This is a genomic window from Streptomyces sp. NBC_00075, from assembly GCF_045041225.1.
GTDB classification, from domain to species: Bacteria; Actinomycetota; Actinomycetes; order Streptomycetales; family Streptomycetaceae; genus Streptomyces; species Streptomyces adonidis.
Map to the genome: position 1 here is coordinate 5,372,411 of NZ_CP108243.1, position 20,168 is coordinate 5,392,578.

The following is a 20,168-nucleotide window of genomic DNA, read 5'->3' on the forward strand; positions in this document are numbered from 1 at the left end:
AGCGAGTCAACGGGGCTGTCAGTAGGAGGGGTTGAGGGGGTACGGGCGCTCCACGCCGAACCACTTCTTGTAGAGGGTGGCGGCCTCGCCGGAGGTGTTGAACTCGCGCAGCCAGGTGTTGACCCACTGGAGCCAGGTCGGGTCGCCGGCCTGGACGCCGATGCCGTTGTACTCGAGCGGTACGACCGAGTCCTTGGTGACCTTGAGGGAGGGGTCGGTCTTGGCCTGGTAGTTGAGGAAGTTGGAGTCCTCGACCATGGCGTCGGCCTGGCCCTGCTTGACCGCGAGGACGGCGGCGGCCGAGGTGTCGTACTCCTGGATGGTGGCCTTGGGGTTGCCGGCCTTGACGGCGTCGCCGTTGGTGGAGCCCTTGGTGACGGCGACCTTCTTGCCGGTGAGGTCGGCGAGCGTCGAGATGCCGCTGCTCTTCTTCACCAGCAGGACCTCGCCCGCGACGATGTACGGATCGCTGAAGGCGACCTGCTTGGCGCGTTCGGCGGTGGTGGTGAAGTTGCAGACCACCGCGTCGACCTTCTTGGTCTGGAGGTTCGGGATGCGGTTGGCGGACGTCGTGTCGACGATCTTCACCTTGACGTCGAGCGCCTTGGCCATGGCGGTGGCCACGTCGACGTCGAAGCCCTGGGGCTTGTTGTCCTTGCTGAGCGAGCCGAACGGCGGGAACGTCAGACAGCTGGCGACGTTCAGCGTGCCGCGCTTGATGACCGTCTGGAGCGTGGACGAGGCCGCGCCGGATCCGGTGGTGCCGGAGGAGGAGCTGCACGCGGTGAGGAATGCGGCGCCGGTCACACCGGCACAAATCACCATCATGGGGCGGGTACGGTGACGAAGGCTCATCGGGGTTCCCTTCGGGGAGGGCTGCACAGGGGGAGAGCGAAGAGGGCGGCGAACGTCGACGGTCACCAGAAATGGGGACGAGCGATGGGGTTGTTTTGCTATGCAAAACTTCATTTCGCAGAACGCGGAACGTTGGGCAGAAGTTAGCCCCGGGGATTCGCAGTCGTCAATGGTCGATTTCAATATGTGACATCCCATTTTGCTATGCAGCACGCTAGGATGCGGGGGTGACCGACACACCCACGCCCCCAGAACCCCGTCGCAACGCCTCGTCGTCCCTGCGGCGCGCGCTGGGCATCCTCATGTACCTCGCCGAGGACCGGGGGCATCCGCACGGCGTCACACTGACCGACCTCGCCGCGGGGCTGGAGCTGAGCAAGTCCACCGTGCTGCGGCTGGTCGCCCCGCTGCGGGACGCGCGGCTCGTGGACCAGGATCCCGAGTCGGGCCGCTACCGGCTGGGCCCGCAGAACGCGCTGCTCGGCCAGGCGTATCTGGAGCGCCGGGACACCCGGCAGATCACGTCACCGGTCCTCCACCGGCTCGCCGAGGACAGCGGCGAGACCGTGCACCTCGTCACCTTCGACCCGCCGGAGATCGTCTACATCGACAAGGTCGAGAGCCCGCAGGCGGTACGGATGCACTCGCGCGTGGGCAGCCGGCAGCCCGCGTACTGCACGGCCACCGGCAAGGTGTTCCTGGCCCATGGTGCGGAGGACACGGTGGACCGGGTGATCGCCGCAGGCATGCCCGCCCGTACCCCGGCCACCATCACGACCGCGGAGCGTCTGCACGAGGAGCTGGCCCGCATCCGTGCGCGCGGCTACGCCGTCGACGACGTCGAGAACGAGCAGGACATCCGGTGCGTGGCGGCGCCCGTGTACGACCACAAGGGCGAGGTCACGACCGCGGTGAGCATCTCGGGGCCGGCGGCGCGGGTCACCCGCGAGCGGCTGCCCGAGCTGGGGGCGCTGCTGGCGGCGGCGACGGTGACGATCACGGAGAGTCTGGGTGGGCGGGGTCCGGTCGACTGATTCGACGTGTGTGAACATAGACGTATGTCGAATATGCCGAGTACGGAGACGGTTGTGGCGTGCTGTCCGCCGCTGACCGAGCGTCCGCTCACCGCGGAGGAGGCGGAGCGGACGGCGGCGATGTTCAAGGCGCTCGGTGATCCCGTCCGGCTGCGGCTGTTCTCGCTGGTCGCCTCGCACGAGGGGGGCGAGGCGTGCGTGTGCGACATCTCCGACGTAGGCGTCTCCCAACCGACGGTCTCCCACCACCTGAAGAAACTCAGGGAGGCGGGCCTGCTGTCGTCCGAGCGACGCGGGACGTGGGTGTACTACCGGGTCGAGCCGACGGTGATGGCGATGATGGGCCGCTTGCTGGCGTAGCCCGAGCCGGCTTTTCCTCGCCCCCGCCGCCCCTACCCGTCCCATCCCTGGGGGCGCGGCCCCCAGGGATGGGACGGGTAGGGGCGGCGGGGGCGAAAACCTTCACGAACCGTCGTCCGACGACGTCGACTTGCGGCCCCATTCCGCCTTGCGCACCGCCTCCCCCGCGAACAACGTCACCCGGGACACCCCACGCACCCACCGCGGCCCACCCCTGGCCGCCCACACGACACACACGCATCCCCCGACGACCAGCACCAGAATGCCGCTCAGCACAGCTATCGCCATGTTCTTCCCCTCCATCTACGACCCGCGACATCCTGCCAGCCATGGCGCACCTTTTGCGCAGGCCTTACGGAGAGCAAAGGTTCCGGGCGGCCCCACAGCCGTACTCCTCCTCGACGACCCCCCGTCGCAACAGGAGGCAACGTGCGCTTCAACCGGAGCTCGACCGGCACCCTCGTCGTGGGTGGCGCGTTGGCGCTGACGCTGGCCGCGCTCGCCTATCCCGCGATGCTCGGTGTCCAGACCGTGTCCAGCTCGCCCTCGCGGATCGTCGCCCAGACCTCCACAGGACCGCTGACGGAGGCCGACCGGGACTTCGTCGTGAAGGTGCGGGCGGCGGGGCTCTGGGAGTACCCGGTCGGGCAGATGGCCATAGCGAAGGGGACCTCGCCTGCCGTCGTCACCGCCGGACAGCATCTCGTCGCCGGGCATGCGGCCCTCGACGCGACCGTACGGCAGATCGCCCCGCAGCTCGGAGTCACCATCCCCAACCTGCCCAGTCCGCAGCAGCAGGGGTTCATCGACACCCTGAACGCGGACAGCAGGGGCAAGCAGTTCGACACCGACTTCGCCAACATCCTGCGCGTCACCCATGGGTCGATCTTCAACACCGTCGCCAAGATCCGGTCCACCACCAAGAACACGCTGGTGCGCGCCCTCGCCGACCAGGCCAACACCACCGTCCTGGACCACATCACGGTCATGGAGAAGACCGGGCTCGTCAACTTCGACCAGGTGCTGTTCCAGGAGACCACCCCGCCGAAACTGCCCGCCTCCGACGTCACTCCGCCCGTCCCGGTGCCGGGCTCCCCGACCGTCGTCCTCACCCCGCCGCCGAACGCTTCCCCGAGTCCGACAGCGGGGTGAGGCCCCCTACTCCTGGCCGAGCCAGACCGTCATGTCCGGGCCCAGACCCCCGTCCGGCTCCAGTGGTGCGCTGCTCAGCAGCAGCTCACCCGGCGGAAGCGGGACCGGTGCGTCCGACAGGTTGGCCACACAACGCCAGCCGTCCGTGCGCGTGAAGTCCAGGACGCCCGGCGCCGGTTCCGGCGTCCAGGTCAGGTCCTCGCCGTCCAGGAGGCGGCGGCGCAGGGCCAGGGCCGTGCGGTACAGCTCCAGGGTCGAGCCCTCGATGCCGTCCTGTGCCTGGACGGCGTACGACGCGAAGTGCGGTGGCTGCGGCAGCCAGGCCGCGCCCGCGCCGAAGCCGTACGACGGGCCGGTGGTCGTCCATGGGAGCGGGACCCGGCAGCCGTCGCGGCCCTTGTTCCTGTGGGCCGTCTGTTCCCAGATCGGGTCCTGGAGGGCCTCGGGCGGCAGGTCGGCGACCTCGGGGAGGCCCAGTTCCTCGCCCTGGTAGACGTACGACGAACCCGGCAGCGCCAACATCAGGAGTGTGGCCGCACGGGCACGGCGCAGGCCTGCCCGCTCGTCGAGCGGTGGGGCGGTGCCGTCGGAGAGGAGCCAGGTGTTCGGGTCGGTGCCCGGGGGGAGCGACAGGCGGGAGGCGTGGCGTACGACGTCGTGGTTGGAGAGGACCCAGGTGGCCGACGCGCCTGCCGAACGGGCCGTCGCCAGGGAGTCCGTGATCACCTGCTTGAGCTGCTCCGCGTCCCAACTTGCCTGTAGGTACTCGAAGTTGAAGGCCTGGCCGAGTTCGTCCGGGCGGGCGTACAGGGCGCGGCGGGCGCCCGGGACCCAGGCCTCGGCGACCGCCATGCGGGGCGGGGTGTAGGCGTCGAGGATCTTGCGCCAGTCGCGGTAGATCTCGTGGACCTCGTCGCGGTCGAAGAAGGGGTGGGTGCCGGGCGGGAGGGTGGCGAGGGCCGCCTCGGCGCTCAGTTCGGGGGCGCCGAGGTCGCGCAGCGGGACGTCGAGGTCCTTCGCCAGGGCGTGCGCGACGTCGATGCGGAAGCCGTCGACGCCCCGGTCGGACCAGAAGCGGAGCGTGGTGCGGAAGTCGGCCCGGATTTCTTCGTTGGCCCAGTTCAGGTCGGGCTGTTCCGGGGTGAAGAGGTGCAGGTACCACTGGCCGTCGGGGGCCTGGTCCGGCTCGACCCGTTTCCACGCGCTGCCGCCGAACACCGACTGCCAGTCGGTGGGCGGGAGTTCGCCGTGCTCGCCCTTTCCGTCGCGGAAGACATAGCGGTCGCGGGCCGGGGAGCCGGGCGCCGAGCGCAGGGCCTCCTCGAACCACACGTGCCGGCGCGAGGTGTGGTTGGGGACGATGTCGACCATGACCTTGAGGGCGAGCCGGTGCGCCTCGGCGACCATCGCGTCGAAGTCGTCGAGGGTGCCCAGGCGGGGGTCGACGTCACGGTAGTCGGCGACGTCGTAGCCGCCGTCGGCGAGTTCGGAGGGGTAGAAGGGGCTGAGCCACAGGGCGTCCACGCCGAGGGCGGCCAGGTGCGTGAGGCGTTCGGTGATGCCCTTCAGGTCGCCCAGTCCGTCGCCGTCGGCGTCGGCGAAGCTGCGCGGATACACCTGGTAGATGACGGCCTGGCGCCACCAGTCGGGGTCCCGGGAGGAAAGGTCCGGAGTCGGTTCGGGCACTCGTTGTCTCCTTGTTGCTGGGCGGACTACGACAAGCCCAACTCTGTCCAATTCGCCGGGAAGGTGAACGCACGCGCCCCCGGAACACATCCTTCCTTGTGTGGCGGATTTGTGATGACCCCGGAACGCCCTTTGCAGTTCCCTGAGTTGACACTCCGGTCCGCAAGATCGACGATGTGCGAACGCTGTGGCGCATTTGACCGATGGGCTCGGCGTTCCTTCGACCACATTCCCCCGGTACGGCCCGGCAGCGACGTGCTGCCCTCTCGCCGTACCCGGGTTCTCGCCCACGCGAAGAATGGGATCTGCATGTCCATAGCGAGACGTGTCACCGCGCTGCGCCTGCTGGGGACGGGTGCGGCTGCGCTCGCCCTGTGCGCGGCTTCGGCCTCGGGGGCCTGGGCCACCGGTACGCCCGGCGGTGACGGCTGGGGTGCCAAGACCGGCGGCTACAAGCCCGGCGCCGGAGCGGGCACGAAGACCGAGACCGACCGCTGCCAGTTCTCCCTCGACGGGAAGAACTTCTTCGACTCGGTCCGTGTCGACGACCAGAACCTCAAGCCCACCGAGGACGGCAAGGTCCACATCCAGGTCCGCACCGCCGGTGACGCCACCACCTGCACCGCCTCCCTCGCCTCCTACCTCGCCCACGGCGCCACTTTCGGCACCTCCGGCGAGCAGGTCTTCGTCGACTTCGACACCGTGACGGTCAAGCAGGGCCAGACCGACTCGCTCGACATCGCGGTCCCGGACGCGGGCTGCTTCGGGCAGATCGACCTCTACCGGGGCAAGACCAAGTTCGACGGCAAGTTCGACGCCAACGACGGCTTCGAGCACGGCGACCTGCCCAAGGGTCCGGACCGTCCGGTCATCAAGGATCTGCTGATCGCCGCCTGGAACGGCGGTACGAAGGACTGCACGACCACGCCTCCGCCGGCCGAGGAGACCCCGGGCACGCCGACCGCGACGCCTCCGGCCGAGGAGACCCCGGGTACGCCGACTCCCTCCGAGCCGGTGTCCGAGACGACCCCGCCCGCCTCCGAGACGCCGTCGACGCCGACGCCGTCCGAGTCGGTGCCGGAGTCGACCCCGCCGGCCACGCCGACGAGCCCGGACAGCTCCGAGCCGCCGCTGGCCGAGACGGGTGGCGGCAGTGCGACCGGGCCGATCGCGGGGGGTGCGGCTGCGCTGCTGATCGGTGGGGCGGCGATCGTCGTCGCGACGAAGCGGCGGAAGTCGGCTCGCGCCGGGGCTTGATCCGGTTCAGTAGCTCCTGAGTACGACAGCCCCGGTGCCGCTTCTCGCGAGCGGCACCGGGGCTGTCGTTTTCTGCGGCGGTGAGGGTGAGTGGGTGGGAGCCATGCGGTGGGTGGGAGCGTGAGTGGGTGTCTGCGGGCTCGGTGGGGGCTGGTCGCGCAGTTCCCCGCGCCCCTAGGTGGGGGGGCTTCGCCCCCCACCTATCGGGTCTCGATCGTCTGTAGGTAGAGCTTCACGTAGCGGTTTACGTCGATGTCCAGTGCCACGTCCACCAGGGGGTGTTCCCGGGTGCCGTGGTGGATTTCTGACTCCCCGTGGCGTGGTCTGCGGTCTACGACCGTCTGGCCTCGGGTCGGGCCGGGGGTGAGGGAGACCTCTACCGGGAGGAGGCTGGTGGTCAGGCCCTGCGGGTCGGCTACCGCGCAGACGGCGCCCGCGTCGCCGAGGCCGCCGGTGGGGGTGGGGTCGCCTGAGGCGGCCGGGTCGCGGTGGGCGAGCAGTTCGCCGGCGAGACTCGCGCCGGGTTCCGTGCTCGTGCGCAGGCGCTGGACGTCGGCGGCCGGTACTACTACGCGCTGGAAGACGTCCAGGCCGTACATCGTGATCGGGACCCCGGCGGTGAGGAGGACGGCGGCGGCCTCCGGGTCGTGCCACACGTTGTACTCGGCGACGGGCGTGGCGTTGCCGGTGGCCACCGCGCCGCCCATGAAGACGATCCGCTCGATGTTGCGGGTCACCTCGGGGTGCGTACGCAGCAGCAGGGCGATGTTGGTGAGCGGCGCGGTCGGTATGAGGGTGACCGGGCGGGGCGAGCCGAGTATCTCGCGGCGCAGCAGGGTCACCGCGTCCACGTCGACGGCGGTACGGCTGGTGGGCGCGGGCAGGCCGAGATCGCCCATGCCGTCCCGCCCGTGCACATGCGAGGCGGGCCGCGCGGGCTCGATCAGCGGGCGTTCGGCGCCGCGCGCGACGGGCAGATCGGGGGCGCCGGCCCGGTCGAGGACGGTGAGGGTGTTCCGTACGACCTGGTCGACGTCCGTGTTCCCGGCGACACAGGTGACCGCGCGGAGGTCGAGTCCCGGGTGGCGTACGGCGAACAGCAGGGCCAGGGCGTCGTCGACGCCGGTGTCGCAGTCGATGATGACCGGGATGGGGTCGGCTGAACTTGCCTGGTGGGCCAGGGGGTTGGGCTGGGCGGTCGTCACAGTGAGGGCTCCTTTCCCGGCTGCACAGGCTGCCATGTGTCCCTCGGGGTGAGTCACCCGTACGGCCCGGCCCGCTGGTGGGAGTGCCCGGGCGATGGTGCCGTCGGAGGAGGAATCGGACGTACCGGCCCTTCTGGAGGAACCCCTTGATGACCCGTCGGCCCTCTCCCCGTGCGGTACGTCTGCTCGCCTCGGCCCTCGGGATGGGCACCCTGCTGACGATGGCCGCGTGCATGCACGACGGGGACGGCGGCGCCGAGGACACCACGGAACGCCGGCAGGCCCGGCCCGCCGCCGCCTCCCCGAAGGCTCCGTCCCCGATCGCGAAGGCGGCGACCGCTCCGCCCGCCCTGACCGACGTCCAGGCGCAGAGCGCGCTCCTCACCGACGCCGACCTCGGGGCGCCGTGGACCCGTACCGAGGGCGCGGCGCTCTGGCGGGACGCGCTGCTCAAGGCGACGACGGACAACGCCGACTGCGGACGCCTCCTCGACGCCGTGTACACGGAGGAGCTGCTGGGCGAGCCGGCCGGCGCCCGGGCCGTCGCCGGGTTCGACGACTACGACGACGGCGCCCAGCTCCGCTACCAGGTCACCGCCGCCCACCGCGCCGACGTCGACAAGGGGCTCGCCTGGCTGAAGACGATGCCGCAGAAGTGCGCGCGGTTCACGGCGACGAGCCCGCGCGGCGCCAAGCAGGAGGTGCGGGTCACGGAGGTCGGGCTGCCGGAGGCCGGGGAGGCCAGGCAGGGCCTGCGGCTGGCGACGAGGGGCGAGCTGGACGGCGCCCCGGCCACGCTCACCCTGGACCTGGCCGCCGTACGGGTCGGCGACGACGCGATCCTCGTCACCAACGGCGGCCTGACCGAGCCCCGCACGGAGTACACGGTCCACGCGCTCCAGGTGGGCGCCGAGCGACTGAAGCAGACCAGGAACGACACGTCGACCCCGCCGCAGACCCCGGTGCAGGGCCAGAGCCCGACACCCACGCAAGCGCCGGAGCAGGGACAGAAGCCGGACCAGGAGGCGCAGCCGGACCGGGAGCAGCCTCAGGAGGACGTCCAGGAGGACGGGCAGGAGCCCGGGACGGAGACAGAAACAGAGACCGAGACCGACGCGGATCAGGACGTGTACTGACCCGCGCCCCCTTCTCCTCTCACTCCCTGTCGAGCCGCCTCCGTCGGCCCAGTACGTCCCGGGCGACGACCAGCACCGTGCGGCCGTGGGCGAAGGCGTGGGCGCGGAGGCGGGCCAGGGCGTCGTCCGCGCCGATGCCGAGCTGGGCCATGATCATCCCGGCGGCCTGGTGGATCTCGTCGTGGTCGGCCAGATCCACCAGCCCGTCCCGTCCGTCGAGACGGGCCGTCCTGGACAGGTCCGTCAGCGACACCGTGACCAGCCGCGCCACGCATCCGGCCGTCCACAGCTCGTCGGAGGTCAGCTCGCCGACGGTGTCGCGGTAGAGGTCGAGGGTGCCCACGCAGACCCGGTCGCTGCCCAGCGGGAGCGCGTACACCGCGCACACGCCCGCCGCCGTCGCCTGCTGGGCGAAGACCGGCCAGCGGTGCGCGTCCCGGCCGGCGGTCAGGTCGGACGCGAGCACGGGGGTGCCGGAGGCGCCGGCGCAGGGGCCGGGGCCGTCGCCCAAGGTCGCCTGGATGTCGGTGAGTTGGGCGGCCCGGTCGTCGGTGGCGGTCAGCCGCAGGGGCACGCCGTCGGCGCGCAGCGACACGCTCGCGCCGGTCACCGGCAGGAGTTCGACGGCGACGGCGCACAGCCGCGCGGGGATCTCACCGGGGCGGGAGTCCCGTACGCGCTCGACGATGGTCTCGGCGGTCCGGCCGTTGCTCCGGCCGTTGCTCCGGCCATCGCTGCGACCGTCGCTCGGTCCGCCGCTCCGACCGTCCCCGAATCGCACGGTCATCGCCTCCCTGGGCCCTTCGGGGGTTCCGAGTACCCAGGACAGCGCCTTTACGCCATGCACACGCCGTAGCGCGACGATTACGCTGCGTTCTAGGATCGTCGCAATGGGCGCACAGGTGGGGGCAGGGGCGAGGTCACGGACGGGGGCGCGATACGAGTTCGGGATCCTGGGGCCGCTCACCGTCGTACGGGACGGGGAACGGGTGGCCGTCGGTGCCGCCCAACTCCGGGTGCTGATCGCCGCGTTGGCGATCGACGCCGGTCAGGTCGTCGGCGTGGACGCCCTGGTGGACCGGCTGTGGGGCGACGAACCGCCGCAGGGCGCGCGGAACGCCGTACAGAACTATGTGCTGCGGGTGCGCCGGGTGCTCGGTGCGGGCGTGCTGCTGACCGACCGGCTCGGATATGTGCTGGCCGTGGCGCCGGACGCGCTGGACGCGCACCGGTTCGGCGTGCTCGTCGGGGAGGGGCGGGCGGCGCTGGCCGGGGGGCTGCCGGAGCGGGCGGCGGAGTTGTCCGGGGCGGCGCTCGGTCTGTGGCGCGGGGAGGCGCTGGCCGATCTGCCGGCGGAGCGGTTCCCGGACGTCGTCGCCGTGCTGTCCGAACAGCGCCTGGCCGCACAGGAGCTGTGGATCGACAGCGTCATCGCGTGCCGTCGGCCCGCCGACGCGCTGCCGGAACTGCGGCGGCTGACCGAACTGCATCCGCTGCGGGAGCGGTTCTGGGCGCAGCGGATGCTGGCGCTGTACCGGTGCGGCCGGCAGGGCGAGGCGCTGGCGTGTTTTCGCCGGGTCTCCGAACTGCTCGCCGAGGAGCTGGGCATCGATCCGGGCGCCGAACTCCGGTCCCTGCACCAGCGGATGCTCACGGCGGCGCCCGAACTGGACCCCGGCCCTTCGGACATCAGCGGCCCTTCTCACCCCGTACCGGCCGCTCCCGGGAACCTGCCCGCCGAGACCACCTCGTTCGTCGGCCGGGAGAAGGAACTCGCCGAGGCGGGGCGCCTGTTGGAGCGTTCGCGGCTGGTCACGCTGACCGGGACCGGCGGGGTCGGCAAGACCCGGCTCGCGCTGCGTACGGCGGCCCGGTCGGCGTCCGCCTTTCCCGACGGCGTCTGGCTGGCTGACCTCGCGGCGCTCACCGATCCGGCGCTGCTGGAGCGGGCCGTCGCCGAGTCGCTGGGGCTGCGCGACCAGTCGGCGCGCTCGGCGGCGGACGCGGTCGACGACCATCTCCGGCACCGGCGGCTGCTGCTCGTGCTGGACAACTGCGAGCACCTGGTGGACGCCGTGGCCGCGCTGGTGCTGCGGCTGCTGCGCGCGGCGCCCGGACTGCGGGTGCTGGCCACCAGCCGCGAGCGGCTCGGCGTACCGGGGGAGCATCTGCTGCGCGTACCCTGTCTGACCCTGCGGGACGGCGCCGACGGGACACCGAGCGAGGCGGTGCGGCTGCTCGTGGACCGCTCGACGGCGTGCGCGGCCACCCTGGGCGCGGAGCCCGATGACCGGCCCGATCGGCAGGGTACGTCCGCCACCGCCGAGTTGTGCCGTCGGCTGGACGGCATCCCGCTGGCGATCGAACTGGCGGCCGTACGGCTGAGTTCGCTGACCGTGGAGGAGGTGCTGGAGCGCCTGGAGGACCGCTTCCGGCTCCTCTCCCACCCACGGGCGGCAGCCGGCCCCTCCCCCGGCCGCTACCGCAACACCCTGCGCGGGGTGCTCGACTGGAGCCACAGCCTGTGCACGCCGGGCGAACGGCTGCTGTGGGCACGGCTGTCGGTGTTCGTCGGCGGCTTCGACCTGCGGGCCGCCGAGGCGGTGTGCACGGGCGAGGGCATCGCCCGGGAGGATGTGCTCGACCTGGTCGACGGCCTCGTGCACAAGTCGGTCGTGACGGTGGAGCACCAACGCGGAACGGGAAGCGGTGGTGGTACGAGCCGCCGTACGGTCCGCTACCGGCTCCTGGAGACCATCCGCCAGTACGGGACGGACCGCCTGCGTGCCATGTGCGACGACACCCGCCTCCGTATCCGGCACAGCGAGTACTACCGCTCGCTCACCACCCGCGCCGCCGCCGAATGGTGCGGCCCCGACGAGGTCGGCTGGCTCGTCGGTCTCCGCCAGGAACTGCCCAACTTCCGCTCGGCGCTGGACTTCTGCCGCCTCCACCCCGACCGCGCCCAGGCCCTGACCGGCACCGAGATCGCCATCGACCTGATGCGTTCCCGCTGCTGGTTCTTCGCCAGCACCCTCGGCGAGGCCCGCCACTGGGTCGACACCCTGGCCGCCCGCCTCGACCCGGCCCCCGACGAACCGGTGGCGGTCATGGCGGCGACGGTGAGCGCGTTCATCGCCACCCTCCAGGGGGACCACGCGGCGGCGGCGATCCGCATCGCGGCGGTCTGCCCCACGGAGTCCACAGAGTCCTCGGAGTCCACAGAGTCCACGGAGGGTGAGTCGGACGGGCCTCCGCCCATCACCTACATCAAGGGCGTACGCGGGCTGCTCATGCGCTCCGACCCGGCCTGTGTACGTCAACTCGCCCTGGCCCGTGAGGGGTTGATCGCCGCCGGGCTGACGGGCGACGCGCACATGGCGACCATGTTCTGGTCCCTGGCCGCGACCTTCCTGGGCGAGGCCGCCGAGGCGCGCGCCGTCTGTGACCTGTACGTCGCCGAGGCGGAGGCGGCCCGCGCGGGATGGGCGATCACCTGGAGCCTGTGGACCACGGGCCTCACCGAACTGCTGCACGGCGACCCGGCCCGCGCCCTGATGCCCCTGTGCGACGCGCTCGTACGGCAGCACTCCGTCGGCGACAACTGGGGCCCGGCCTGGACGCTGGAGACCCTCGGCTGGACGATCGGCGCCCTCGGCCACCACACCGACGCGGTCGTCGTCCTCGGCACGGCCCACGGCTACCGCCGGGTGACAGGCGCCGAACTGACGGGACTCCGCCCCGTCGCCGCCCTGCACGACCGTACGACGACGGCCGTACGGGAACACCTGGCCGCCCCCGCGTACACGGCGGCCTGGGAGCGGGGCGTGGGCGCCGAGGACGGTATCGCCCTGGCCCTGGGCATCGCCCACGAGGTGTTCCGCCGTACGACGAGCGGCGCTGACCCGGAGTGACCGGGCCGTTACCGAAGTGACAGCGCGGGTCGGAAGGGTGAGGCACAGGACGTCGGACGGGGCGGATCGCCTCGTCCGGCACGACTGAGCGAGGAGTGCGCCCCATGCCGCCCACCACCCCGGACTTCGGTCCACGCATCGACGACTACGCACGGTACGAGGGGCAGCGGGGCTGCGATCCGGCCGCCAAGCCCGGTCTGCTCGCCTTCCGGGACCTGGTGCTCGCCGCCTACCCGGGGACCCGGAGCCTGGGCATCGGCAGGGAGTGCGGCAAGCCCGGGGTGAGCGAGCACAAGGAGGGGCGGGCCTGGGACTGGGGTGTGGACGCGCACACCCAGGGGCACATCGCCGACGACCTGATCGGCTGGCTGCTGGCCACCGACCGCCACGGCAACCCTCATGCGCCGGCCCGGCGGTTCGGGATCATGTACATCATCTGGAACCGGCGCGTCTGGCAGGCCTACCGGGCGGGCGCCGGCTGGACCCCGTACACCGGGACGAGCCCGCACACCGACCATGTGCACTTCAGCTTCGGCTGGGCGGGTGCCCGCAAGGAGACGAGCTGGTGGACCGCTCCCGGCCCGGTGCCGGGCGGGCCCCGGGTGAGTGTCGGGGTGCCGTCGGTGGTGGACCACGGCGCGGGCATGGTGCTGTCGGGCGTGGACGGCTCCGGTGCGGTGACCCACCGTTGGCAGAACGCGCCGGGCGGCGCCTGGTCGCCCTGGACACCCCTCGGGCGGCCCGCTCCGGGTGCGGTGGGCAGGCCGTGGACCCTGGTGGGCCGGTACGGCAGACTCGCGTCGTTCGTGCGCGGGAACGACGGCGCGCTGTGGCACACCTGGCAGTCGCAGACGGGGGAGTGGGCGCCGGACTGGGTGTCGCTGGGCGGCCGGTTGGCGAGCGACCCGTCGGTGGTGCTCAGCCCGAACGGCGCACTGTCGGTCTTCGCCCGTGACCCCGAGGGCCGGATCACCCACACCTGGCAGCGGGGTGCGGAGAACGGCCATGCCTGGCAGGGCAGTTGGGTGGACATGGGCGGCGCGGTGCAGGGCCGGCCGACGGCACTGGTCGGCCGGGACGGCGGCATGGTCTTCTTCGTCCGGGGCAGGGACGGCTCGCTGCATCACCGGTGGCAGACGGTCACCGGCGGTCCCTGGTCCGAATGGGGGCCGCTGGGCGGGCGGTTGGCGAGCGATCCGGCGGTGGTGCTGAGTCCGAACGGGGCGTTGTCGGTCTTCGCCCGCGACCCCGAAGGCCGGATCACCCACACCTGGCAGCGCGGCCCCGAGAACGGGCATGCCTGGCACGGCAGTTGGGCCGACATGGGCGGCGCCGTGCAGGGCAGGCCGACGGCACTGGTCGGCCGGGACGGCGGCATGGTCCTGTTCGCCCGGGGGACGGACTCCGCCCTCCACCACCGCTGGCAGACCGGCACGGGCGGCCCCTGGTCGGACTGGACGCCCCTGCACGGCGCCCTCACCGACGACCCGGCGGTCGTCCTGGGCCCGAGCGGCGACCTGTCGGTCTTCGGCCGCGACCCGCAGGGCAGGGTGACGCACACCTGGCAGCGGGGCCCGCAGCACGGGCACGCGTGGCACGAGACGTGGGTCGACATGGAGGGCAACCTGGCCCGGGACCCGGAGGACTCCCGGGTCGGCGCGGTCGTCGGCTCCCGGTGAGCCGGACGACCCCGCAGGTCCTGCTGGTCCCGGTCGGCCGCGCCCGCCGACGCGCACCGCCTCGGCCGTCGCCCACACCGGCGACGAGCAGGTCAGCAACAGCACCAGCGACACCACGAACGAACTGGAGTCCCATGCGTACGCGACAAGCCCTCCGTACCGCCGTCAGCGCCACGATGCTCGCCGGAGCACTCGTCCTGGGCAGCGGCACGGCCTTCGCGAGCACCTTCCTCAGCTGGGAGGGCCCGCAGAACACCGGCAGCGCCAGCCAGGTGGCCGCCTGCGGCTGCAACAACATCAGCCCCGCCCACAAGGCGGCCTACCGCTTCACGTACACCGGCCAGACGGCCGCGATGTACAACGAGCCCGACTGCCAGGGCCTGGTCCACCACACCTTCCGGGGCAGCCAGGAGAGCCGGGACCCGTTCGGCTGGAAGAGCGTGTTCTTCCACTGCTGAGCACCTGACGGGCTGAGCGGCCCGGTGCGGGGGTATCGCCGATACCCCCGCACCGGCCACTCCGGCTCAGCCCGCGGCGACCGCTTCCCGCACACGGGACGAGGAAGAGGAGGACGAAGGGGGCGACGACGCCGTACGCCGGTCCAGGTGGACGACGACATGGGCGTGGAAGCGGTCCACGGACTCGTCGACGCTGCGGATGAAGCCGGACTCGGCGTTGCCGCGGGTGTTGCCCATGCCGCGGAAGAGGGACAGGCGGAAGCCGGTGATCGGCGTGCCGTCCTTGGGCAGCAGGTCGGCCGGTTCCGGGCGGAGGCGTTCCAGGGTGCCGCGTGGACCGGGGGCCTGGCCGGCGAGCAGCGCCTCGACGTGCAGGTCGGCCGGGGCGTCGGACAGTTGGCGTACGAGCCGCTTGGACCAGGTGAGCGGGTAGCCCTGTTCGGGCGCCGCGATCTCGATGGACGTACGCAGCTTGCCGGTGCGCAGATCGGCGCAGAGGGCGAGGATGCCCGGGGTGCCGTCGATACGGAGTTCGGCCTCCAGCCGGCCGTCGGTGCAGAGCCGGTCGGCGAGGGCGGCACGGCGGGTGCGCGGGTCGCTGCCGCGTTTCGTCCGCTGGACGGGCAGTACCTTCTGGCCGAGTTCGCCGCCCAGCCGCAGGCACACCTGCCGGACCAGCCGCTCCCAGCTCTCGACGACGTCGACCGCGCGCGAGTCGCCCTGGCACAGGGTCTCGTCGTCGATGCCGTTGCGTACGGGGACCCAGGCGGGGCCCATGTTCTGGAAGCCGTGGCAGCCGGAGTTCTCGTGCTGGAGGTAGTGCAGCAGTTCCTGGAGCAGCCAGGCGTGCGCCGCGTTGCCGACACCCTCGTGACGGATCAACATCTGGGCCTGGTGGGCGACTTCGGCCCAGGAGAGGTGCCAGAGGGCGACCTTGTGCTTGCGTCGGCCGTCCATCTTGACCTCGACCAGCGGGCTGCCGTCGAGTTCGACGTCGTTGGAGAGGGTGATGACGGCCTCGTAGCCGCGCCGGGCGGCGATGTCCGCGTACGCCTGCACCTGGTCCGGCTTGAGGGAGTTGCCGTTCGTCTTCGTCTCGACGAGCGCCGTCCAGAGCTTGCCGGCCCGCTCGACCCGGATCACACCGTCGGGTCGGCGCGGGGTGTCGCCGTGGGGCAGGCTGACCTCGGTGAACGTCTCCATCCGGCCGGACGGCGCCCCGAACGCCGCCGTCAACCGCCGCCCGAACTCCGGTACTTGGGTCATCACCGACAGCAGCACGGAGGTCGCCCGGGTCTCGCGCTCACGGTCGCTCTTGAGGGCGGAGGCGGGGAAGAGCCGCGCCACCCGCCAGGAGTCGTTCTCCGCGAGGGACTTCTTGGCCACCTTGGGGAGGGTGACCTTCTTCTTCGCGGTACGGGGGCGGGCGGTGGCCTTGGCGACCGGCTGCTCCGACGGCGGGGGAGGTACGGGGGGTACGGGCTGTACGGACTCCACCGGGCGTTCGTCCGCCGCCTGGGTGGGGATCGCGGCGGGCAAGGGCTCGCCACCCTGCACCTCCGTCTCCGCCTCCGCAGCCACGTCCTCCCCGGTCTCCGCCTCGTCGTCGATGTCGACCCCGAAGTCCGTTGCCAGGCCCGCGAGTCCGGACTCGTAGCCCTGGCCGATCGCCCGGAACTTCCAGTCCCCGCCCCGCCGGTACAACTCGCCGAAGAGCAGGGCGCTCACCTCGCCGGGGTTCTCGACGGAGAAGCGCAGCAGGCTCTCGCCGGCGCCGTCGGCGAGCGTCAGGCACAGGTCGTGCAGGTCGGAGAAGCGGGCGCCCTCGTAACGGCTCGCCGCGACGACGATCCGCTCGGCGTCGGCCGCGATCGCCGTCAGGTCGAAGGTGATGCGGTCCTCGTTGCCGTCGGCCGTGGGTGCCTTGCCCAGCAACTGCACGCTGCCGTCGGCGGCGACCGGGTTGTTGTAGAAGTAGAAGTCCCCGTCGCCGCGCACCTTGCCGTCGGCGGTCAGCAGCAGGACGGACACATCCGCGTCGCCCTCCCCGGACGGACTGCTCCAGCTCAGCCGCACCATCACCGAGCCGACGTCCTCGCTCAGTTCCGCCAGACCGACGTTGGCGCCTTTGACCATCTCGTGCATGAGGCCCCCCGGATGCACCGCAGTGACATGTGACGCGCACCACACCCCGCGCATCAAGGGAACCCTAGCGCCGGACAGCGCCCAATGGTCCCAAATGGCCGGAAGGGACCCCCTGTCCGCTAGTTCCCAGAGGTCTCGAACGCCTCCCGGAACATGGCCCTCGCCTCGTCCGTCGCCTCCGTCGTGCCGCCGCAGATCGGGACGACGCCGTCGTCGCCGGTGACGAGGTAGTGGGCGCCGATCCGGAAGTCCGGGGCCTCCGAGTTGGCCTCGTCGTTGATGAGGCCGACCGTGTCGGTCGGGTTGGCCAGGTTGGGGTCGAGGCGGTACCAGTGGTCGACCCTGAGGTCCACGCGGTCGCCCTCTGCGGCCGTCACCGTGCCCTCGAAGGCGAGTTCGTGGCGGCGCAGGAGGTCGGGCGTGGGGGCCACGCACTTCACCGCCACCGAGTCGGCGGCCGGGAAAGTCAGGGTCAGGGGGCCGAGCTTGGGCAGCGGATTGACGTCCGACACACCTGCGTCCGCGGTGTCCGCCGTACTTTCTCCGCCCCGCGCGACACCCCAGGTGACACCGCCTCCCACCAGCAGCAGTGCGGTGAACGCCAGCGCCGGTACGAGGAGGCGGCGGCGCCGTTCCGCGCTCTTGGCGGGCGTGATCGTCGTCGTGTTCGTGGTCGTGTTCATCGTGGCCTCCACAAGACGGGGGACGTCGGGTCGCGGAGCCTTCGAGGTCAGTGCCGGGTCCGTGGCCTTCAGGTGGGCCAGCAACTCGTCGTCGTTCATCGACTGCTCCTTCCGTTTCCGGTTCCGGTTTCTTGTCCTTCGTCCGTCTCATGTCCGGGGTGCGGGCCGGTCTTTCGCTCCAGTTGGGCCGCGAGTCTCTTCTTGGCCCGGTGCAGCCGGATGCTCACGGCGTTCGCGCTCAGACCGGTCACCTCGGCGATCCGGCTCGGGGTCAGCTCCTCGTACGCCCACAGGAGGACCACCTCCCGGTCCAGCGCGCGGAGTTGGGCGAGTGCCGAGTGCAGGGCGGTGTGGTCGGGGTCCCCCGTCTCCCGCGCCGGGTCCGCCGCCGTCCACGTCAGGCGTTCCAGCAGGGAGCGTCTACGCCGGTCCGCGCGGCGGGCGTTGGCCAGGCAGCCACGGGCCACGCCGTAGCACCAGGGCAGTACGGAGTCCGGGTCGAGGACGTCCCCCGGCGCCCCCAGGCCCGGTACGTCCTCGATCCTGCGCCACAGCACCAGCAGCGTCTCCGAGAGGATGTCGTCGACCTGGTCGGCGTCGGCGCGCCGCAGCAGATAGCGGTGCAGCGGCTCCGTCACGACATGCGCCAACGCCTCGAAGCGGACCCGTTGATCCCGGGCAGCCCTCTGTTCCGTCTCCGTCATGGATTCCACGACCTGCCTTGTCCGGCACAGGGGGGATCCTTTCACCGCCGCTCACTTACGAACGACAGTCACCGTTTCTCGTACGGGTTCGACGGCTCCGGGACCTTCTTCACGGACCCCGCGTCCAGCACCGGCGGCCAGGCCGCGTCCGAGCCCAGCTTGCCCTTGGGCACCCACGTTCCGGTGACCGTGACCCAGGTGTCCGTCACCGGGGCGTCGGCGTCGCGGATCTCGACCTTGCCCGCCGCCGCGTCGGCCGCGCAGCAGGAGACGAGGAGCCGGGTGACGTACCAGGTGCCGTCGTCCCCGTGGGTGACGAAGCCGGTCAGGCTGACGGTACGGCCCGTCAGGGACCGCCCGCTGTCGAAGATCGCGCGCGAGCTGAACTCGCCGACCGTCAGCGGCAGCGGATTCCCGGCGGGCAGCGCGGGGAACGCGCCCACGCCCTGCGCGGCCTGCTGCGCCGCCTCCCGGTCCGCGCTGTACGAGCCCAGGGCGGGCGGCGGGAAGAGGAGCAGCGCGAGGGCGGGAAGGGTGAGCAGCCAGGCGATCCGGGGTCCGTGGCCATACCCGTGACCATGACTGTGCCCATGGTCGTCGTGATCCTGAGCCTGGTCGTGCTCGTGCTCGTCCTCGCCGCTCCCCCGAGCCACGGCAGCCGCAGCGACCACCCCCAACACCACCAGCACAACCCCGGACACCACCAGGTAGGGCCGCAGCCCCACCTGCACGTACCGCAGATACAGCTCGCTGAACAGCGAGATCCGCAGCACCGCCCCGCCCGTGAGCAGCAACAGCACGGCAGCCCCGTACCGCCTCACAACAACCACCACCCGACGACCACACTGCTGGCGACCGCGACCACCCATGTCACGGACGAGAACCGGACGGCGAAGGACCGGCCGAAGGTGCCCGCCTGGAGGGCGAACAGCTTCAGGTCGACCATCGGGCCGACCACCATGAAGGCGAGCCGGGCCGTGGGCGAGAAGCCGCTGAGCGAGGCCGCGACGAAGGCGTCCGCCTCGCTGCACACGCACAGCACGACCGCCAGTACGGCGAGCAGCAGCACGGACAGCCAGGGCGAGCCGGTGAACACGTCGAGCACGGATCTCGGTACGACGATGTTGAAGGTCGCCGCCGCGCCCGCGCCGAGCACGAGGAAGCCGCCCGCGTGCAGGAAGTCGTGCTGGAGCCCGGGCAGGAACCCGCGCCAGCCGGAGTCCGCCGCCCCACCGGCCGAGGTCGGCTTCCGCAGCCACTCGTCGCGCCCGAAGCGCGCCCAGAGCCAGCCCATGATCACCGACGTGGCGAGCGAGGCGACCAGCCGCCCGAGCACCATGTCCGGCTGCCCGGGGAAGGCGATGGAGGTCGCCACGAGCACCACGGGATTGATGGCCGGGGCGGAGAGCAGAAAAGCAAGCGCGGCGGCCGGAGCCACGCCCCTCCGCATCAGACTCCCCGCGACCGGCACGGACGCGCACTCGCACCCCGGGAGTACGACCCCGGCGGCGCCCGCGATGGGCACGGCGAGCGCCTGGTTGCGCGGCAGCAGCCGGGTGAACACCTTCTCCGGTACGAAGGCCGCGATCGCCGCCGACACCACCGTGCCGAGCAGCAGGAAGGGCACCGCCTGGACGACGACCGCCGTGAACACCGTCCACCAGGCGGCCACGGCGGGCGTGTACAGGTCGAGGGCGAGGGTGGGTCCGAGGACGGAGGCGACGGTCGCGATGACGATCAGCGCGAGCCCGGCGACGACGGCGTACGCGACCACGCGGACGGCGAACCGCAGCCCGTCGACGACACGGGCCCCGCCGCCGTACTGGCCGTACCCGCCGCCGTGCTCGCTGTCCACGCGCTCGTACCGTCCCGGTGAAATGTGCAGAGGTCCGGCCGCAGG

The 20,168-nt window shown here is 71.8% G+C and carries 18 protein-coding genes; 8 read left to right on the forward strand and 10 right to left on the reverse strand.

Annotated features, from left to right (window positions below):
• Positions 1 to 18 precede the first annotated feature (18 nt).
• Positions 19 to 855: a transporter substrate-binding domain-containing protein gene (locus OG787_RS23290; protein WP_369037639.1), complete on the reverse strand. Its 837-nt coding sequence runs from the start codon at positions 853 to 855 to the stop codon at positions 19 to 21.
• 227 nt (positions 856 to 1,082) lie between these two features.
• Between OG787_RS23290 and OG787_RS23295 the strand changes: the two genes are divergently transcribed.
• Positions 1,083 to 1,889: an IclR family transcriptional regulator gene (locus OG787_RS23295; protein WP_369037638.1), complete on the forward strand. Its 807-nt coding sequence runs from the start codon at positions 1,083 to 1,085 to the stop codon at positions 1,887 to 1,889.
• A gap of 24 nt (positions 1,890 to 1,913) precedes the next feature.
• A complete protein-coding gene (locus OG787_RS23300) occupies positions 1,914 to 2,249 on the forward strand; it encodes an ArsR/SmtB family transcription factor (RefSeq protein ID WP_369037637.1) in 336 nt (111 codons plus the stop codon).
• Positions 2,250 to 2,351: 102 nt separating this feature from the next.
• On the opposite strand, the gene OG787_RS23305 is transcribed toward OG787_RS23300, so the two are convergent.
• A complete protein-coding gene (locus OG787_RS23305; protein WP_369037786.1) occupies positions 2,352 to 2,537 on the reverse strand; it encodes a hypothetical protein in 186 nt (61 codons plus the stop codon).
• Positions 2,538 to 2,714: 177 nt separating this feature from the next.
• On the opposite strand from OG787_RS23305, the gene OG787_RS23310 reads away from it, so the two are divergent.
• Positions 2,715 to 3,401: a DUF4142 domain-containing protein gene (locus OG787_RS23310; protein ID WP_405540563.1), complete on the forward strand. Its 687-nt coding sequence runs from the start codon at positions 2,715 to 2,717 to the stop codon at positions 3,399 to 3,401.
• 6 nt (positions 3,402 to 3,407) lie between these two features.
• On the opposite strand, the gene OG787_RS23315 is transcribed toward OG787_RS23310, so the two are convergent.
• Positions 3,408 to 5,087 carry a glycoside hydrolase family 13 protein gene (locus OG787_RS23315; RefSeq protein ID WP_405536269.1) on the reverse strand — a complete coding sequence of 560 codons (1,680 nt, stop codon included), beginning with the start codon at positions 5,085 to 5,087 and terminating at the stop codon, positions 3,408 to 3,410.
• Positions 5,088 to 5,396: 309 nt separating this feature from the next.
• Here OG787_RS23315 and OG787_RS23320 point away from each other — a divergent pair, with 309 nt between their 5' ends.
• Positions 5,397 to 6,344: an LAETG motif-containing sortase-dependent surface protein gene (locus tag OG787_RS23320; protein WP_369037789.1), complete on the forward strand. Its 948-nt coding sequence runs from the start codon at positions 5,397 to 5,399 to the stop codon at positions 6,342 to 6,344.
• A gap of 200 nt (positions 6,345 to 6,544) precedes the next feature.
• Here the strand turns inward: OG787_RS23320 and OG787_RS23325 are convergent, their stop codons facing one another.
• A complete protein-coding gene (locus OG787_RS23325; protein ID WP_369037790.1) occupies positions 6,545 to 7,549 on the reverse strand; it encodes a nucleoside hydrolase in 1,005 nt (334 codons plus the stop codon).
• A 149-nt stretch (positions 7,550 to 7,698) separates the two neighbouring features.
• On the opposite strand from OG787_RS23325, the gene OG787_RS23330 reads away from it, so the two are divergent.
• Entirely contained in the window at positions 7,699 to 8,685 is a 987-nt protein-coding gene (locus OG787_RS23330; protein ID WP_369037791.1) for a hypothetical protein, read from the forward strand.
• A 19-nt stretch (positions 8,686 to 8,704) separates the two neighbouring features.
• On the opposite strand, the gene OG787_RS23335 is transcribed toward OG787_RS23330, so the two are convergent.
• Positions 8,705 to 9,472 carry an ANTAR domain-containing protein gene (locus OG787_RS23335; RefSeq protein ID WP_405536270.1) on the reverse strand — a complete coding sequence of 256 codons (768 nt, stop codon included), beginning with the start codon at positions 9,470 to 9,472 and terminating at the stop codon, positions 8,705 to 8,707.
• A gap of 103 nt (positions 9,473 to 9,575) precedes the next feature.
• On the opposite strand from OG787_RS23335, the gene OG787_RS23340 reads away from it, so the two are divergent.
• The 3 genes from OG787_RS23340 (at position 9,576) to OG787_RS23350 (ending at position 14,736) form a co-directional block, all read left to right on the forward strand.
• Positions 9,576 to 12,599 (forward strand): BTAD domain-containing putative transcriptional regulator, encoded by a 3,024-nt coding sequence (locus OG787_RS23340; protein ID WP_405536271.1) that lies wholly within the window; start codon positions 9,576 to 9,578, stop codon positions 12,597 to 12,599.
• A 104-nt stretch (positions 12,600 to 12,703) separates the two neighbouring features.
• Entirely contained in the window at positions 12,704 to 14,278 is a 1,575-nt protein-coding gene (locus OG787_RS23345; protein WP_405536272.1) for a hypothetical protein, read from the forward strand.
• Positions 14,279 to 14,412: 134 nt separating this feature from the next.
• The gene (locus OG787_RS23350; RefSeq protein WP_405536273.1) at positions 14,413 to 14,736 is read left to right on the forward strand and encodes a MiAMP1 family antimicrobial peptide; all 324 of its coding nucleotides are present in this window, start codon (positions 14,413 to 14,415) and stop codon (positions 14,734 to 14,736) included.
• A 66-nt stretch (positions 14,737 to 14,802) separates the two neighbouring features.
• On the opposite strand, the gene OG787_RS23355 is transcribed toward OG787_RS23350, so the two are convergent.
• From OG787_RS23355 to OG787_RS23375, 5 genes are all read right to left on the reverse strand, one after another.
• Entirely contained in the window at positions 14,803 to 16,881 is a 2,079-nt protein-coding gene (locus OG787_RS23355) for a TerD family protein (RefSeq protein ID WP_405536274.1), read from the reverse strand.
• A gap of 119 nt (positions 16,882 to 17,000) precedes the next feature.
• Positions 17,001 to 17,663 carry a hypothetical protein gene (locus OG787_RS23360; protein WP_405536275.1) on the reverse strand — a complete coding sequence of 221 codons (663 nt, stop codon included), beginning with the start codon at positions 17,661 to 17,663 and terminating at the stop codon, positions 17,001 to 17,003.
• Positions 17,660 to 18,268, reverse strand: a complete 609-nt coding sequence (locus OG787_RS23365) for an RNA polymerase sigma factor (RefSeq protein ID WP_369029254.1) — start codon at positions 18,266 to 18,268, stop codon at positions 17,660 to 17,662. The genes OG787_RS23360 and OG787_RS23365 overlap by 4 nt, the downstream gene beginning before the upstream one ends.
• A gap of 68 nt (positions 18,269 to 18,336) precedes the next feature.
• A complete protein-coding gene (locus tag OG787_RS23370; RefSeq protein WP_405536276.1) occupies positions 18,337 to 19,089 on the reverse strand; it encodes a TIGR03943 family putative permease subunit in 753 nt (250 codons plus the stop codon).
• Positions 19,086 to 20,123 carry a permease gene (locus OG787_RS23375; protein WP_369029252.1) on the reverse strand — a complete coding sequence of 346 codons (1,038 nt, stop codon included), beginning with the start codon at positions 20,121 to 20,123 and terminating at the stop codon, positions 19,086 to 19,088. The genes OG787_RS23370 and OG787_RS23375 overlap by 4 nt, the downstream gene beginning before the upstream one ends.
• Between the last annotated feature and the right edge of the window lie 45 nt (positions 20,124 to 20,168).

Coding starts and splice junctions, on each gene's coding strand:
- OG787_RS23290 (WP_369037639.1), bottom strand. CDS start 855: ATGAGCCTTCGTCACCGTACCCGCCCCATGATGGTGATTTGTGCCGGT.
- OG787_RS23300 (WP_369037637.1), top strand. CDS start 1,914: ATGTCGAATATGCCGAGTACGGAGACGGTTGTGGCGTGCTGTCCGCCG.
- OG787_RS23305 (WP_369037786.1), bottom strand. CDS start 2,537: ATGGCGATAGCTGTGCTGAGCGGCATTCTGGTGCTGGTCGTCGGGGGA.
- OG787_RS23320 (WP_369037789.1), top strand. CDS start 5,397: ATGTCCATAGCGAGACGTGTCACCGCGCTGCGCCTGCTGGGGACGGGT.
- OG787_RS23330 (WP_369037791.1), top strand. CDS start 7,699: ATGACCCGTCGGCCCTCTCCCCGTGCGGTACGTCTGCTCGCCTCGGCC.
- OG787_RS23335 (WP_405536270.1), bottom strand. CDS start 9,472: ATGACCGTGCGATTCGGGGACGGTCGGAGCGGCGGACCGAGCGACGGT.
- OG787_RS23340 (WP_405536271.1), top strand. CDS start 9,576: ATGGGCGCACAGGTGGGGGCAGGGGCGAGGTCACGGACGGGGGCGCGA.
- OG787_RS23345 (WP_405536272.1), top strand. CDS start 12,704: ATGCCGCCCACCACCCCGGACTTCGGTCCACGCATCGACGACTACGCA.
- OG787_RS23350 (WP_405536273.1), top strand. CDS start 14,413: ATGCGTACGCGACAAGCCCTCCGTACCGCCGTCAGCGCCACGATGCTC.
- OG787_RS23355 (WP_405536274.1), bottom strand. CDS start 16,881: ATGCACGAGATGGTCAAAGGCGCCAACGTCGGTCTGGCGGAACTGAGC.
- OG787_RS23360 (WP_405536275.1), bottom strand. CDS start 17,663: ATGAACGACGACGAGTTGCTGGCCCACCTGAAGGCCACGGACCCGGCA.
- OG787_RS23365 (WP_369029254.1), bottom strand. CDS start 18,268: ATGACGGAGACGGAACAGAGGGCTGCCCGGGATCAACGGGTCCGCTTC.